Genomic DNA, 14,061 nt, shown 5'->3' on the forward strand with positions numbered 1-14,061 from the left:
CGGGGAATCCGTCGATTATTCGGGGCGCAACGGGCAACGCTGCGCGACCCCACCAGGCAACAGACGACACCTTCTCCATTCATTCGATTACGCATGACGCAGGCTTCCACCGATTCTCCTGCAAACAACGGCGGCCACGCAGAGGCTGAGGGGCATAGCCCGAAGACCTTCTGGACGCTGGCCCTTGGCTCCATGGGTGTCGTCTATGGCGACATCGGCACGAGCCCGCTCTATGCGTTCAAGGTCGCGCTTGTGGCGGCCGGCGACGAGACGATCCTGGCGCGGGACAACGTGCTGGGCGTGCTGTCGCTGATCCTCTGGGCGCTGATCCTCGTCGTCACCATCAAATACGTGCTGATCCTGCTGCGCGCCGACAACAAGGGCGAAGGCGGCACCCTGTCTCTCATGGCGCTGGCCCAGCGCACCCTGAAGAACCCGGCCGCGCGCACCACGGTGACGATTCTCGGCATGATCGCGGCCGCCCTGTTCTATGGCGATGCGCTCATCACGCCGGCAATCTCGGTGATCTCGGCGGTGGAAGGCCTGGAGGTCGTCTCGCCGCAGCTTGAGACCTATGTGGTTCCGCTCACCATCCTGATCCTATTCGGCCTGTTTGCCGTGCAATCGCGGGGCACCGCGCTGGTGGCGGCCTATTTCGGCCCGATCATGATGGTGTGGTTCACGGTGCTGGCGGGGCTCGGCATCTGGCATATCGCCGACGATCCGTCCGTCATCGCCGCGCTCAACCCCTACTGGGCGGTCGTGTTCTTCATCGACCATGGGCTGGTGGCGCTGCTGACCCTGGGCGCGGTCTTCCTGGCAGTGACGGGCGCCGAGGCGCTCTACGCCGATCTCGGCCATTTCGGGCGCAAGCCGATCCAGACCGCGTGGCTGTTCTTCGTGCTGCCGGCGCTGGTGCTGAACTATTTCGGCCAGGGCGCCCTGGTGCTCTCCGACCCGAGCGCACTCGACGCCCCGTTCTACAAGCTGGTGCCCTCCTGGGGCCTCTACCCGGTCATCATCCTCGCGACGCTCGCCACAGTGATTGCCTCCCAGGCCGTCATCACCGGCGCGTTCTCTCTGACTCGGCAGGCTGTGCAACTCGGCCTCCTGCCCCGCTTCCAGATCCTGCGGACCTCGGAGACGCAAGCCGGGCAGATCTACATTCCCCGGATGCGGGCCCTGCTGCTCACGGGCGTGCTGTTCCTGGTGCTGCTGTTCCGCTCCTCCGAAGGCCTCGCCCACGCCTACGGTCTCGCCGTCTCCGGCACCATGTTCGTGGACGGGCTGATGGCCTTCATCGTGATCTGGCGGGTCTGGAAATGGTCGGTCTGGACGTCGGCGCTGATGATGGTGCCGTTCATGCTGATCGATTTCGCCTTCATCAGCGCGAACTTCCTGAAGGTGCCCGACGGCGGCTGGGTGCCGCTCCTGATCGGCGGCGCGCTGGTGGCGATCATGCTCACATGGCGGAAGGGGGCGCGGATCCTCACCGAGAAGACCCAGCGCATGGAGATGCCGGTGGAGGATCTGATCGAGCAGCTTCAGAAGAGCTGTCCGCACCGGGTGCCGGGGACTGCCGTGTTCCTCACCGCGACGCCGGGCAGCGCACCGACTGCCCTGCTCCACAGCCTCAAGCACTACAAGGTGCTGCACGAGAACAACGTCATCCTCAGCATCGTCACCGAGGACGTGCCGCGGGTGTCGCTTCAGGACCGGGTGGAGATCAGCGAGATCGGCGAGAACTTCATGCGGGTGATCCTGCATTTCGGCTTCATGGAGACGCCGAATATCCCCCGGGCGCTCGCCATTGCGCGAAAGCTGGGCTGGACCTTCGACATCATGTCGACGTCGTTCTTCCTGTCGCGGCGAACGCTCAAGCCCGACCAGCGCTCCGGCATGCCGATCTGGCAGGATAAGCTGTTCATCTTCCTCGCCCGCACCGCTGACGACGCCAGCAACTACTTCCAGCTGCCCACGGACCGGGTGGTGGAGATCGGGACACAGGTCACGGTGTAGCGGCCTCGCTGCGGCCGAGACGCGCGCTGGCGAATTCCACCGCTTCCGCAGCACTTTCCACCCAATGCCAATCGGCCATGAAGCGGCGCGCCCAGGTGAGCTGGCGCTTGGCATAACGGCGGCTCATGGTCTTGGACGTCTCTATGGCCTCTTCGCGGGAAATCTTCCCTTCCAAGGCATCCAGCAGCTCCGGTACTCCGTGGGCGCGCATGGCCGGGAGCTCGGGTGAAAGGTTGAGCTCGGCAAGCACACGGATCTCGTCCAGGGCGCCACGCTGCAGCATTGCGTCGAAGCGTCGGTCGATCTTGGCGTAAAGCTCGGCACGGTCGGGCGCCACGACCATGCGCAAGGTCTGCTCCGGCGGCAGGAGTGGCGTCGCCTCTTCCGCCTGCCAATCGGCTAAGGAGACACCGGTCGCCTCGAAGACCTCCAGGGCGCGGACGATCCTTTGAGGGTCGGTTTCCGGGAGGCGCTCCGCCATTGCGGGATCGCGTTCGCAAAGCTCTTCATGGAGCTCGGCCGGGGTGAGGGTTTCGGCGCGGGACCGCCACCGCTCACGGATTTCGGCCGGGATCTCGGGCGTGGCCGCAAGACCTTCGGCGAGCGCTTTGAAATAGAGTCCCGTGCCGCCCGTTAAGATCGGCAGGCGCCTCAGCGCTTTCTCTTCTTCCAGGACCGCCTCGACATCCGCCAACCAACGGCCGACGGAATAGCGCTCGGCGGCCGAGACGGTACCGTAGAGCCTGTGGAGGACCAGCCGCTCCTCATCGAGATTGGGCCGGGCGGTGAGGATGCGCAGCTCGTCGTAAACCTGCATGGAGTCGGCGTTGACGATGACGCCGCCGAAACGCGAGGCAAGCTCCAGGGCGGCGGCGGATTTACCGCTCGCCGTCGGCCCTGCGATGAGGACCGCCGCAATGTCGGGTACCCCCTGCCCTGTCTCCTCCGCCAACGCGGCCTCCACCCATCCTATTCACGAGCGCTGCGGAGTTTGCCGCCTTCGGCGGTCGAGGAAAAGGACGGTGATCGGTTGCGCTTTATCTAGCTCAGGGGCAGCGCAACGAAGGAAAGCTCGCCATGGCCGTCGGAGATCAGCAGTAGGACGGATTTCCGGCCGGACTTCTTCACGGCGTCGACGCGGGAGAGAACCTCTTGAGGGCTGTTCACCGTCTCCTGGGTCACCTCGACGATCACATCGCCGACCTTCACGTCCTTCTCTTCCGCCTGGCTGCCGGGCTCGACTTCGAGGATGATGACGCCGTCGATAGCGTTGTCGATGCCGTATTCATCGCGCAGTTGTGAGGTGAGAGGCGCGATGGCGAGCCCCAGCACGCGTTCCCGCTCCGGCTCGACGGTCTCTTCGGTCGGCTCGCTGAGATCTTCGACCTCTTCGCTTTCTGGCAGCCGTCCGACGGTGACCTCAATCTCCATCGGCTCGCGCTTGCGCAGCAGGGAGAGCGTGACCGTCTTGCCGATGGTCGTGGCGGCGACCAGGCGCGGTAGGCTGCGCATGGTGTCGACGTCTTCGCCGTCGAATTTCAGGATTACGTCGCCGCTCTTGATGCCGGCGACCTCTGCCGGGCTGCCCGGCATGACCTTGGCGACCAGCGCGCCGGTCGAATCCTCCATGCCGAGGCTTTCGGCGATCTCTTCAGTGACGCGCTGGACATGGACGCCGAGCCATCCCCGGCGCGTCTCGCCGTATTCCTTGAGCTGCTCGATGATGGTCAGGGCGCTGTTGGACGGCACGGCGAAGCCGATGCCGATGGAGCCGCCGGTGGGCGAGATGATGGCGGTGTTCACGCCGATGACCTCGCCTTCCATGTTGAAGAGCGGACCGCCGGAATTGCCCCGGTTGATGGCAGCGTCAGTCTGGATGAAGTCGTCGTAGGGCCCGGCGTTGATGTCCCGCTTGGTGGCGGAAATGATGCCCAGGGTTAGCGTGCCGCCGAGGCCAAACGGGTTGCCGATGGCCATCACCCAGTCGCCGACCCGCATCTTGGCGGAATCGCCGAACGTCACCGCCTTCAAGGGCTTTTCGGGCTCGACCTTCAGAAGCGCCAGATCGGTCTTGGGATCGTGGCCGAGGATCTCGGTGACCTTCAGCTTCCGGCCGTCGGTGAAGTTCACGACGATCTCGTCAGCGCCTTCGATCACGTGGTTGTTGGTGACGATCAGGCCGGAGGAATCGTAGACGAAACCGGAGCCGAGCGAGCTGACCCGCCGCGGCATGCCTTCGCCATCCGGCGTATCGAAAAAGTCGTCGAAGAACTCCTCGAACGGAGAGCCTTCCGGGCTCGGCGTCGCTTGAGGTGCCTGCTCCTGGATGCCCTTCACGGTCTGGGTGGTCGAGATATTGACCACGGTCTCCTGGAGACCTTCGGAGATGTCGGCCACGGATTCCGGTCCGCGGGCCGATCCCGCCTGGGGCAGGACAAGAAGGGCGAACGCAAGCGTGGCGATCGCGCCGGCTTTCAGGCTGAACAGACGAATTCGCGAAGGGAGCTGCATGGGGAAGGCCGCCGTTTCAATCTCTTAGCCAGATGGGAATGCGCTTTCCCGGCTGGCAGATTAAGCTGCCATGTGGCGGCAACCTCCTCAATCACGAAAATTGGGGAGGCGCAAAACGGCCGCCGAATCAGCCCCTGGCGAACCAAACGACGACAAAACCGATGGTGGCGGCCAGGACGCCTACAAGGCGCAGATTCGATTCGGGGGCATCGGCCGTCTTTTCCAGCATAGCGCGGCCAAGCCGTGGCGAGAGTGCCCAGAGCACGCCTTCAATCACAAGAACGAGGCCGATGGCGCTGGCGAGATCCTGCATGTCCCGCTATTGCGCCGCTTCCAGTTCCGGCTCCGCATCGGACGACGTGTCATCCTTGGCGGCGTCGGAACTTTGCTGCTCTTCCACCGTGTCGGCGCTGGGCACCTGAACATCGGCGGAGTCGTCCTCGATCTCGGAGGCTTCGGTGTCGCCAGCGTCCGCTCCGTCCTCGGATTCGCCGGTCGGAGCCACCTCGCCGCTCGGTGAGGCCTGGCTGGTATCCTTGGGCGCGAAGCTCGCATTGGGAGCGAGCCCCTGCTTGTCCATGGCAGTGCTGCCCGGGGTGTCGGGACCGCCGGTTGCATCGCTGAAGTACTGGAAGAACTGAGAACTCGGGCTCAGGACGAAACGGGTGTCGCTATTGGCCAGCGCGCCGCGATAGGCCTGCATGGACCGATAGAAAGCGAAGAAATCCGGGTCCTGTCCGAAGGCTTCGGCAAAGATGCGGTTGCGCTTGGCATCGCCGTCACCGCGGATCCGTTCGGCCTCGCCCTGGGCATCGGCCTTAAGAACCGTGACCTTGCGGTCCGCTGTGGCCCGGATGCGCCGCGAGGCGCCCTCACCTTCGGCGCGGAACTCCGCTGCTTCACGCTGGCGCTCGGTGTTCATGCGGCGGAAGATGGCGTCGCTGTTCGCTTCCGGCAGATCGACCCGCTTAATGCGGACATTGAGGAAGTCGACGCCGTAGGTTTTTGCCTTCTCGTTCATCTGCTCGGCGATGATCTTCATGAGCTCATCGCGACGGTCTCGGACGATGGCTTCGAAGGACGAGCCGCCAAGCACACCGCGCAGCGTCGATTCGAGGATTGTGGCGAACTGACCACGCGCGTTCTGCTCATCCCTGACACCTTGGTAGAACAACAGCGGGTTCGTGATGCGATAGCGGGCGAACGCGTCCACAACGAGCCGCTTCTGGCCGCTGGCGATCACTTCCTGAGGGGCTGTGTCGACCTCAAGTACGCGCGTGTCGAAATACAGCACGTTGTCCACGAACGGGACCTTGGCGTGTAAGCCCGGCTCCTTGATGACCTGCTGGGGTTCGCCAAACCTTAGCACCAGGGCCTGCTCCGTCGGGCTGACTGTGAACAGGCTGAGATAGGCGGTGATCGCACCGAGGCCGATCAGCACCAGGAGAATGATGGAAGCGATACGCATTATTGGCCTCCCCCGGACGTGCTGTTGGTGCCTGTCGAGGGCTTCTTGATCTCCGAGAGCGGCAGATACGGCACGACGCCCGGTCCGCTCTTGTCGTCCAGAATCACTTTGTCCTGATTGGTCAGCACTTCCTGCATGGTCTCGATGAAGATGCGCTTACGGGTCACGTCGGGCGCCGTCTTGTAGGCGTCGTAAATCTTGGAGAAACGATCCGCTTCACCTTGTGCTTCGGCAATCGCACGATCGCGGTAGCCTTGCGCCTGCTGAAGGATCTGCTCCGCCTCGCCTCGCGCTTCAGGAATGACTTTGTTGGCGTACGCTTCGGCTTCGTTCTGCAAACGCTCCTGGTCGGCCTTGGCCGCTTGAACGTCGCGGAAAGCATCGATGACCTGGGAGGGCGGATCCACCTTCTGAAGCTGGACCTCCTCAATATTCACACCGGTCTTGTAGCGATCGAGCGTCCCTTGCATCAGCTCTTGGACGGCCCGCTCGGTCTTGGTCCGGTCTTCCGTCAGGATGCGGCCGATATTGCTGCGGCCGACCACCTCGCGCATGGCGCTTTCGGCCACGTCGCGGACGGTGCCCTCAGGGTTCTGGACGTTGAAGAGATAATCGGGTGCGTTGCTGATTTTCCAAATAACGACGAAATCGATATCCACGATGTTCTCGTCGCCGGTGAGCATCAAGCTTTCCTGCGGGCGGGAGCCGGTGCTTCCTCCGCCGATCTCAAGGCGGTTCTTGCGGGTCACCTTGGGCAAGAGCACGCGCTCGATCGGATAAGGCAGGTGGACATGGAGTCCGGGTTCCAACTGGCGCTCGTATTTTCCGAAGCGCAGCACGACGCCAACCTCGTCGGTATCGACGACGACGACGGACGACCAGGCGACAACCAAGAGCGTCAGACCCAAGATCAAAAAGCCGATCAGCCAGCCGCTGCCTCCGCCACCCGGCAAGGACTGGCGCAGACGGTCCTGGCCGCGGCGCAAGATCTCTTCCAGGTCCGGCTGAGGGCCACCGCCCCCGCCACGGCCGCCGCGGTCTCCACCGCCACCGCCGCCGCTCGGCGGCTGACCCCAAGGGCCGCCCCCGCTTTTCCAACCGCCGCCGCTCTGATTGCTCCAAGGCATGATCGCGTCCGATCCCGATGTGGTTGAAATGACGTCCGGCCGGCGGATCAAGCCGCCTGCTCGAGGCCGCCCGGAAAGGGTAGCCTTTTAAGACGTTCGTTGTCCGGCGTTATAGGATAGTCCCTGCTCCGGCGCAACGATGGGCAAGGTTACGATCCGGTCATATGACCGGTTGGATTAATCGCGCCGCGTCTCGCCGGAGCCTTGACGGCTCAAACTTCCCGTTTGCGCTCCAACACCACGATGCTGAACGGGTGATCGTCCTTCGGCCCCGCCTCGTAGCGCTCCCGGGAAACCTCCTCCCAAAGGGTCTTGTCCCACTCCGGAAACCATGTGTCGGCCTCGGGCGACGCGTGGACTTCCGTGAAATAGAGACGGTCGGCGAAAGGTAGGCTCTCCTTGAACAGCGCCTCGCCGCCGATGAGGGCGATCTCGTCGACCCCGGTGCGGGCGGCTTCTTCGCGGCCGAGGTCGAGGGCTTCTTTCAGGCTGTGAGCCACGGCACCGCCGGGAAGCACCTCGAAGCTGCGGTCCCTCGTGACGACGATGTTGAGTCGCCCGTCAAGACAGCGTCCGAGGGAATCGTACGTGCGCCGGCCCATGATGATGGGCTTGCCCATGGTGACTTTGCGGAAATGCTTGAGCTCGCTGGACAGGCGCCAGGGCAGCTCACCGTCCAGGCCGATGGCGCCGTTTTCCCCCACGGCGACGACGAGAGAAAGCGCAGGCTCAGCGCTTGTGAAACTGTGATCGATCATGAAAGTCCGTTTGGGTTGATCTCGGGCCGCCTCACACCGCCACCGGGGCCTTGATCGCCGGGTGGGGATCGTAGCCGACCAGCTCGAAATCGTCGTAGGCAAAGTCGAACAGCGAGGTGACGTCCGGGTTCAGGCGCATCTCGGGCAGCGGCCGCGGCTCCCGCTTAAGCTGCTCGTCCGCCTGCTCCAGATGGTTCAGATAAAGATGGGCGTCGCCGAAGCTGTGCACGAAGTCGCCGGGCTCAAGGCCCGTCACCTGGGCCAGCATCAAGGTGAGCAGTGCGTATGACGCGATGTTGAAGGGGACGCCCAGGAAGATGTCCGCGGAGCGCTGATAGAGCTGGCAGGAGAGCTTGCCGTCGGCGACGTAGAACTGGAACAGGCAGTGGCAGGGCGCGAGCGCCATCTTGTCCAGCTCGCCGACATTCCAGGCGCTGACGATGTGGCGGCGGGAATCGGGATCGCGCTTCAGGCCTTCGACGATCCCGGCGATCTGATCGACGGACCCGCCGTCGGGAGTCGGCCAGGAGCGCCATTGCCGGCCATAGACGGGGCCGAGCTCGCCGTTCTCGTCGGCCCATTCGTCCCATATCCTGACGCCGTTTTCCTTCAGATAGGCAATGTTCGTGTCGCCGGCGAGGAACCACAGCAGCTCGTGGATCACCGACTTCATATGCACGCGCTTGGTGGTGACGAGGGGAAAGCCCTCGCTGAGATCGAAGCGCATCTGATGGCCGAACACGCTCAAGGTGCCCGTGCCGGTGCGGTCACTCTTTTCGGCGCCCGTGTTCCGGATCAGAGCCAGCAGATCGAGATATTGCCGCAAACCGCCCTTCCCTTTCCGGTGCTTCGTTCAGCGCGCATTCATGACACTGCCGCTTCAATCGGCCAGACCATCAATCGACCCCAGGCCAAGCCTCTAGGCGGGCATCGTCCCCCGATATAGGCTTGGGGGAAGCTCAACTCCAGCGAAGTTCCAGGAGACCTGTCTCTCATGTGTAAAACTTCCAGACTCAAGCAATTCGGCATTGCCGCCATCGCCCTCGTGATGGGCGCTACCGCGCTTGCCAGCAGCCCGGCGGACGCCAAGCGTCAACGCTATATCGACGCCTACACGGCGCGGGAGATCGCCTTCGACACCGGAATCGTGGAAATCCGTGAGATGGAGCTCGATGACGGCATCTGGGAGATCGAAGGCTGGGACGCGCGTCACCGGGAGATCGAGCTGGAGCTGGACGCAAGGTCCGGCGGAATTGTGAAGATCGAGCGGGATTAGGGCCTTCTACCCGTTTGCGGGGTTTTTTTCGTAAGCCGACGGGCCTATATATGACGTGTCGGTTTCGACCGACTATGGCGATAAATGGCCTTCGTAATAAGCCTATCGGACCCGGGGGCAGTACCCGGCGCCTCCACCATAATCCCAGACGGGCGGGTATCCGCATCTGGCATTCTGTGGGGGCGAACTAGGATCGACGAGGGTGTAAAGGTTGTGCTTTCGCCCGGCATGGTTCCGCCGTTATCGGGCCGTTCAATAGTTGCAAACGACAACTATGCGGAGGCGGCTCTCGCTGCGTAAGCAGCGCGATAGCCTCATTTTAAAGTCCTAACCTGTCGCAGGGTTAGGCGCGGTTTCGGAGGGCACCGGGCAACAGAAGCCCTCCACTTCTGCCGACGGGGGTTTTGATCCCAAACCCGGGATCGTTGCCCCCCATTTTGAAGCGGGGCGGCAAAGCGCGATGGCTCAGGACGAGATCCGCTACGACCTTCTCATCCAGGACGCTCTTCGGGGCGTGATCCGCAAAGTCCTCATGATGGTGCGGGACGACGGGCTGCCCGGCGAGCACCACCTCTATATCGCCTTCGACACCACGGCAGAGGGTGTCCAGATCTCCGATCGCCTGAAAGAACAGTACCCGGAAGAGATGACGGTGGTGCTGCAGTATCAGTTCTGGGATTTGGTGGTCGGCGAGGACCGCTTCGAGGTAAAGCTTTCCTTCTCCAATGTGCCGGAGCGGCTTGTCGTGCCGTTCGACTCGGTGAAGGCGTTCTACGATCCTTCCGTTCAGTTCGGCCTGCAATTCACCCAGCCGGGCGCGGCCAACGACGCCGCACGGCAGCATCTCGCCGCGGCCATGCCCGATCTCGTCTCCGATGCCGATGAGGGGGAGCCGGGCCACGGCGCGTCAGATCAGACCGCGGCCGAGGCCGACGGCGAGGATGAGGGACAGCCGGCGAAGACCGGCGAGGTGGTCGAGCTCGACCGCTTCCGCAAGAAGTAGCTTTCCAACTTCGATGTGACGTTCGGACCGTGCTGCGCGCGCGGTGCGCTTTCGCATGATTACGCGCTGGCCGATTCCGGCTGACGGACGCGGCGCTGGCTCGAGGCTTTCGGCGCCGATTCGTCCTCGACGGGCAGGTCGAGCTCCACATAAAGCCCCTCGTCGCGGAACTCGAGTTTGGTCTCGCCGCCGAGATTGTGGCGGATTCCCTTGTCGATGAGCTGCATGCCGAAGCCGTTCTCGCCCTTCTTGGGCGGGTTGCTCCCCTTCTCCAGCCAGGTGAAGCGCAGACGCTTGCCCTTCTTGCGCCAGACGACTTCCAGCCGCCCGTCGTTCTGGGAGAGCGCGCCGTATTTCACCGCGTTGGTGGCGAGCTCATGCAGGGTCATGGCGAGGATCGAAGTGGCGCTTGCGGGCAGCAGAATATCCGGTCCCTTGATGACGATGGTCGGGCCGTCCTCCCGTATGTACGGCGCAAGCTCCCGCTCGGCCATGGACTTCAGGCTGGCGCCGGACCACTGAGATTCCAGCAGAAGATCGTGGGCGCGATGGAGCGCCTGAAGCCGTTCGCCCAAGGTCTGGGCCATGGCCATGGCGCCCGGATTGTCCGCATGGCGCAGGCTCGCCTGGACCAGGGACTGGACGATGGCGAGCGCGTTCTTCACCCGGTGGTTCAATTCGCCTACTAGCATGGTCTGGCGCTCGGCGGCCCGGCGCGGCTCGGTGACGTCCCGGAAGATCAGAACGGCGCCGGTGAGCGTGCCGTCCACACCGATGATCGGCGCGCCGCTGTTCTCGATGGGAAGCTCGGCGTCGGCGCTGGTGACGAGCAGGCCCTTGTCGCTCAGCCGGGTCACGCCCCCGTCGTGCAGCGCAAGGGTCGCGGCATCGCTCAAGGGCTCGCGGGTGCCCTCGTCCACCACCCGGAAGATCTCCGCGATCGGGCGTCCATTCGCTTCTTCGGCGCGCCAGCCCGTCAGGTCTTCGGCGACCCGGTTGATCAGCAGCACATGACCGTAGGCATCGGTGGCGATGACGCCGTCGGAAATGCTGTCGAGGGTGATCTGCAGCCATTCGCGCTGACGGCTCAGCTCATGAAGCGCATCAGCCCGGTCCTTATCGGCATCCCGGACGGCCTTGGTGGTCGTCCAGACGAAGGCGGCAAGCAGCACGATGCTGGCAACGGCGAAGATGGCGTAGCTGGCAGCGCTTCCGTAGATGCCGTTGATCTCGGCCTGGTGGGCGAAGAACCCGGTGATCAGGGGCAGCGCCACGATGCCCGGCAGCAGGCGGCGGAGCATCTCGCCAGCCGGCGAGCGCTCCAGCACGGCGGCGGCGATGCCGCGATCCGGTGTGGCCAGCAGCAAACCGATGCCCAGCAGAAAGGCGCTGGTGGCGCCATAGATGGACAGGGCCGAGAACGGGAACGGCGAATAGGCCGAGGTGATGCCGTAGGCATAGCCCGTCAGCACGATCAGCACCTGGACGAGGAGCGCGACGCTGACGATCTGGCTCAGGAAGGTCATCGCCCTGTCCCGGCCGGCGGCCGCGAGCGCAAGCCCGAACAGGAGAAGCGCGATCCCGATGCCGAGCGACATGCGCACGGATTCCTGCGTGTCGACGAGATCGCCGCGCGGTACGTCGGGGCTGGTCAGCGCCTTGTTGAGCCCCAATTGCAAGCCCAGCAGATCGTGGCCCAAAGCCAGGAGCGAGATGGCGATGACCGGCACGGCGAGCAGCCACGCGACCACCCGGGTCCGCTTCCAGCTGAAGCAGAACAGCGCCAATCCGCCCAGGAAGACGCCGAGCGCCGCGTCGGGACGCATATTGGACAGATGATCCAGAAAGTCCGGCAGCTCCGCCGGCAGGTCGAATCGCCAGGCCGCCAGAATGTAGGCGCCGATGACAAAGGTCAGAACGGCAGCGACGCGCGCAAGCCCGACGGCGACCCGCTCGCGGCGGGGCTTGGGCAAGGGAAGATGATGCGGAACGTCGGTCATGGGCCGATCCTCAGCTGCCGCGACCCATCTCAGGGAACATCCCCCAGCGGCGCAGCAGCCCACTGAGCGAGCCGCCGCTAGCTGCGCGGCAGTGTCCTCTGTCAGGCCATGCTATAGCGTAGCCGATGACAGCATCATTTCGACTTGATGATGCCGTAATAGAATGACCAATGCGCGCGAAAAATGCGCACACAGACAAAGAAAACGAGGTGACCATGGCTGCGAGCAATCCTTCAAACACCGAGACCCGCACCGAGACGGATGCCTTCGGCGGCATCGAGGTGCCGGCGGACCGGTATTGGGGCGCCCAGACCCAGCGTTCGCGCCAGAATTTCAAGATCGGCGAGGAGACCATGCCGGCGCCGATGATCCGGGCTCTGGGCCTGGTGAAGAAGGCGGCCGCGCTGACCAATCTGGAGCTCGGACGGCTCGACGAGAAGCGCGCGAAGGCCATCGCCGCGGCGGCCGATGAGGTGATCGAAGGCAAGCTCAACTCCCATTTCCCTCTCGTGGTCTGGCAGACCGGATCGGGAACCCAGTCCAACATGAACGCCAATGAGGTGATCGCGAACCGTGCGAGCGAAATGTTGGGAGGAACGCTCGGGACTAAATCCCCCATACATCCCAACGATCACGTCAATCTAGGCCAATCGTCCAACGACACGTTTCCGACGGCGATGCATATCGCAGCCGCCGAGGAGATCGCCTACCGGCTGGATCCCGCGCTGGCGCATCTGTACGAAGCACTGAAGGTGAAGGCCGAGGAATTCCAGAACATCATCAAGATCGGCCGCACCCATATGCAGGATGCAACGCCCCTGACACTAGGTCAGGAATTCGGCGGCTATGCGGCGCAAATCGACCAGGGCATCAATGGGATGAAGCAGTCGCTCTACGGGCTCTATGAGCTTGCCCAGGGCGGCACGGCGGTCGGAACGGGGCTGAACTCCCATCCCGACTTCTCCGAGAAATTTGCCGAGAAGATCGCCGAGCTGACCCGCCTTCCCTTCATCACCGCGCCCAACAAGTTCGCCGCCCTGGCCGGCAACGACGCCTATGTGGCGACCCACGGCGCGCTGAACACCGTGGCGACGGCCATGTTCAAGGTCGCCAACGACATCCGCCTTCTCGGCTCCGGCCCCCGCTCCGGTCTCGGCGAGCTGATGCTGCCGGAGAACGAGCCCGGCTCCTCCATCATGCCGGGCAAGGTGAACCCGACCCAGTGCGAGGCAGTGACCATGGTCACCACCAAGGTGATGGGCAACCAGACCACCATGACCATCGCCGGCAGCCAGGGGCATTTCGAGCTCAACGTGTTCAAACCCGTGATGGCCTACACCATGCTCCAGTCGATTCGTCTGCTGGGCGACGTGGCGATCAGCTTCGTCGACAACTGCATCGTGGGCATCAAGCCCAATGAGGAGCGGATCGCGGAGCATATGGGCCGGTCGTTGATGCTGGTCACGGCGCTGGCGCCCCATATCGGCTACGACAAGGCGAGCGAGATCGCCAAGGCGGCCCATAAGAACGGGACGACCCTGAAGGAGGAAGCGGCCCGGCTCGGCTATGTGGATGAGGACGAGTTCGACCGGATCGTTCTGCCGGAGGAGATGATCGGGCCGAAGGCCTGATCGGTCCCGGCGCGGTGGCCAAGCTGACCGAATGACCTCAAGCAAACGGTCCATCACCATCAAAGGCCACAGGACCTCGGTCTCCGTTGAGGGCGAGTTCTGGGAGGCGCTTGCCGAGATCGCCGGCGAAGACGGCACGTCCGTCGCCAAGCTAGTGGAGCGGATCGACGAGACCCGCGGGCAGAAGAGCCTGTCCGCGGCAATCCGGGCCTTCGTGCTGGTCCGGGCGCGCGGCACCTAAAAGCAGGATTTTTTCCGAAAACCGGTT

Annotated in this window: 13 protein-coding genes and 1 other RNA gene; 6 read left to right on the forward strand and 8 right to left on the reverse strand. The window is 63.8% G+C overall.

Features of this window, described 5'->3' with window-relative positions; translation table 11 throughout:
* Positions 1-93: 93 nt before the first annotated feature.
* On the forward strand, positions 94-2,019 hold the full coding sequence (locus ACFQ2F_RS11430; RefSeq protein WP_379089950.1) for a potassium transporter Kup: 1,926 nt from the start codon (positions 94-96) through the stop codon (positions 2,017-2,019).
* Here ACFQ2F_RS11430 and miaA read toward each other — a convergent pair.
* The 7 genes from miaA to ACFQ2F_RS11465 all read right to left on the reverse strand — a co-directional run bounded on the left by miaA (position 2,009) and on the right by ACFQ2F_RS11465 (position 8,709).
* Positions 2,009-2,971, reverse strand: coding sequence for a tRNA (adenosine(37)-N6)-dimethylallyltransferase MiaA (miaA, locus tag ACFQ2F_RS11435; RefSeq protein ID WP_379089952.1), 963 nt, complete (start codon positions 2,969-2,971; stop codon positions 2,009-2,011). The two genes, ACFQ2F_RS11430 and miaA, sit on opposite strands and share 11 nt — an antisense overlap.
* Before the next feature lie 89 nt (positions 2,972-3,060).
* Positions 3,061-4,530, reverse strand: coding sequence for a Do family serine endopeptidase (locus tag ACFQ2F_RS11440; RefSeq protein ID WP_379089954.1), 1,470 nt, complete (start codon positions 4,528-4,530; stop codon positions 3,061-3,063).
* 127 nt (positions 4,531-4,657) lie between these two features.
* Positions 4,658-4,843, reverse strand: coding sequence for a DUF2065 domain-containing protein (locus ACFQ2F_RS11445; protein WP_379089956.1), 186 nt, complete (start codon positions 4,841-4,843; stop codon positions 4,658-4,660).
* A 6-nt stretch (positions 4,844-4,849) separates the two neighbouring features.
* Positions 4,850-5,998 carry a protease modulator HflC gene (gene hflC / locus ACFQ2F_RS11450; protein ID WP_379089958.1) on the reverse strand — a complete coding sequence of 383 codons (1,149 nt, stop codon included), beginning with the start codon at positions 5,996-5,998 and terminating at the stop codon, positions 4,850-4,852.
* On the reverse strand, positions 5,998-7,125 hold the full coding sequence (hflK, locus tag ACFQ2F_RS11455; protein ID WP_379089960.1) for an FtsH protease activity modulator HflK: 1,128 nt from the start codon (positions 7,123-7,125) through the stop codon (positions 5,998-6,000). Before hflK ends, hflC begins: the two co-directional genes overlap by 1 nt.
* Positions 7,126-7,337: 212 nt before the next feature.
* Positions 7,338-7,883, reverse strand: a complete 546-nt coding sequence (locus tag ACFQ2F_RS11460; protein WP_379089962.1) for a dihydrofolate reductase — start codon at positions 7,881-7,883, stop codon at positions 7,338-7,340.
* Between the two features lie 31 nt (positions 7,884-7,914).
* Positions 7,915-8,709, reverse strand: a complete 795-nt coding sequence (locus tag ACFQ2F_RS11465; RefSeq protein ID WP_379089964.1) for a thymidylate synthase — start codon at positions 8,707-8,709, stop codon at positions 7,915-7,917.
* A gap of 168 nt (positions 8,710-8,877) precedes the next feature.
* Here ACFQ2F_RS11465 and ACFQ2F_RS11470 point away from each other — a divergent pair, with 168 nt between their 5' ends.
* From ACFQ2F_RS11470 to ACFQ2F_RS11480, 3 genes are all read left to right on the forward strand, one after another.
* Entirely contained in the window at positions 8,878-9,159 is a 282-nt protein-coding gene (locus ACFQ2F_RS11470) for a PepSY domain-containing protein (RefSeq protein WP_379089966.1), read from the forward strand.
* Between the two features lie 18 nt (positions 9,160-9,177).
* Positions 9,178-9,547: a transfer-messenger RNA gene (ssrA, locus tag ACFQ2F_RS11475) on the forward strand.
* Positions 9,548-9,619: 72 nt separating this feature from the next.
* Positions 9,620-10,162 carry an SspB family protein gene (locus tag ACFQ2F_RS11480; protein WP_379089968.1) on the forward strand — a complete coding sequence of 181 codons (543 nt, stop codon included), beginning with the start codon at positions 9,620-9,622 and terminating at the stop codon, positions 10,160-10,162.
* A gap of 59 nt (positions 10,163-10,221) precedes the next feature.
* Here ACFQ2F_RS11480 and ACFQ2F_RS11485 read toward each other — a convergent pair whose 3' ends face one another.
* On the reverse strand, positions 10,222-12,162 hold the full coding sequence (locus ACFQ2F_RS11485) for a sensor histidine kinase (protein ID WP_379089969.1): 1,941 nt from the start codon (positions 12,160-12,162) through the stop codon (positions 10,222-10,224).
* Positions 12,163-12,377: 215 nt separating this feature from the next.
* Between ACFQ2F_RS11485 and fumC the strand changes: the two genes are divergently transcribed.
* Complete coding sequence (gene fumC / locus ACFQ2F_RS11490) at positions 12,378-13,793, forward strand: class II fumarate hydratase (RefSeq protein WP_379090692.1); 1,416 nt, start codon at positions 12,378-12,380, stop codon at positions 13,791-13,793.
* Positions 13,794-13,824: 31 nt separating this feature from the next.
* Positions 13,825-14,034 carry a ribbon-helix-helix domain-containing protein gene (locus ACFQ2F_RS11495; protein ID WP_379089970.1) on the forward strand — a complete coding sequence of 70 codons (210 nt, stop codon included), beginning with the start codon at positions 13,825-13,827 and terminating at the stop codon, positions 14,032-14,034.
* Positions 14,035-14,061 lie beyond the last annotated feature (27 nt).

This window comes from Methyloligella solikamskensis (assembly GCF_042676065.1).
In the GTDB taxonomy this organism is placed as follows: Bacteria; Pseudomonadota; Alphaproteobacteria; order Rhizobiales; family Methyloligellaceae; genus Methyloligella; species Methyloligella solikamskensis.

Coding starts and splice junctions, on each gene's coding strand:
- ACFQ2F_RS11430 (WP_379089950.1), top strand. CDS start 94: ATGACGCAGGCTTCCACCGATTCTCCTGCAAACAACGGCGGCCACGCA.
- ACFQ2F_RS11440 (WP_379089954.1), bottom strand. CDS start 4,530: ATGCAGCTCCCTTCGCGAATTCGTCTGTTCAGCCTGAAAGCCGGCGCG.
- ACFQ2F_RS11445 (WP_379089956.1), bottom strand. CDS start 4,843: ATGCAGGATCTCGCCAGCGCCATCGGCCTCGTTCTTGTGATTGAAGGC.
- hflC (WP_379089958.1), bottom strand. CDS start 5,998: ATGCGTATCGCTTCCATCATTCTCCTGGTGCTGATCGGCCTCGGTGCG.
- hflK (WP_379089960.1), bottom strand. CDS start 7,125: ATGCCTTGGAGCAATCAGAGCGGCGGCGGTTGGAAAAGCGGGGGCGGC.
- ACFQ2F_RS11460 (WP_379089962.1), bottom strand. CDS start 7,883: ATGATCGATCACAGTTTCACAAGCGCTGAGCCTGCGCTTTCTCTCGTC.
- ACFQ2F_RS11470 (WP_379089966.1), top strand. CDS start 8,878: ATGTGTAAAACTTCCAGACTCAAGCAATTCGGCATTGCCGCCATCGCC.
- ACFQ2F_RS11480 (WP_379089968.1), top strand. CDS start 9,620: ATGGCTCAGGACGAGATCCGCTACGACCTTCTCATCCAGGACGCTCTT.
- ACFQ2F_RS11485 (WP_379089969.1), bottom strand. CDS start 12,162: ATGACCGACGTTCCGCATCATCTTCCCTTGCCCAAGCCCCGCCGCGAG.
- fumC (WP_379090692.1), top strand. CDS start 12,378: ATGGCTGCGAGCAATCCTTCAAACACCGAGACCCGCACCGAGACGGAT.
- ACFQ2F_RS11495 (WP_379089970.1), top strand. CDS start 13,825: ATGACCTCAAGCAAACGGTCCATCACCATCAAAGGCCACAGGACCTCG.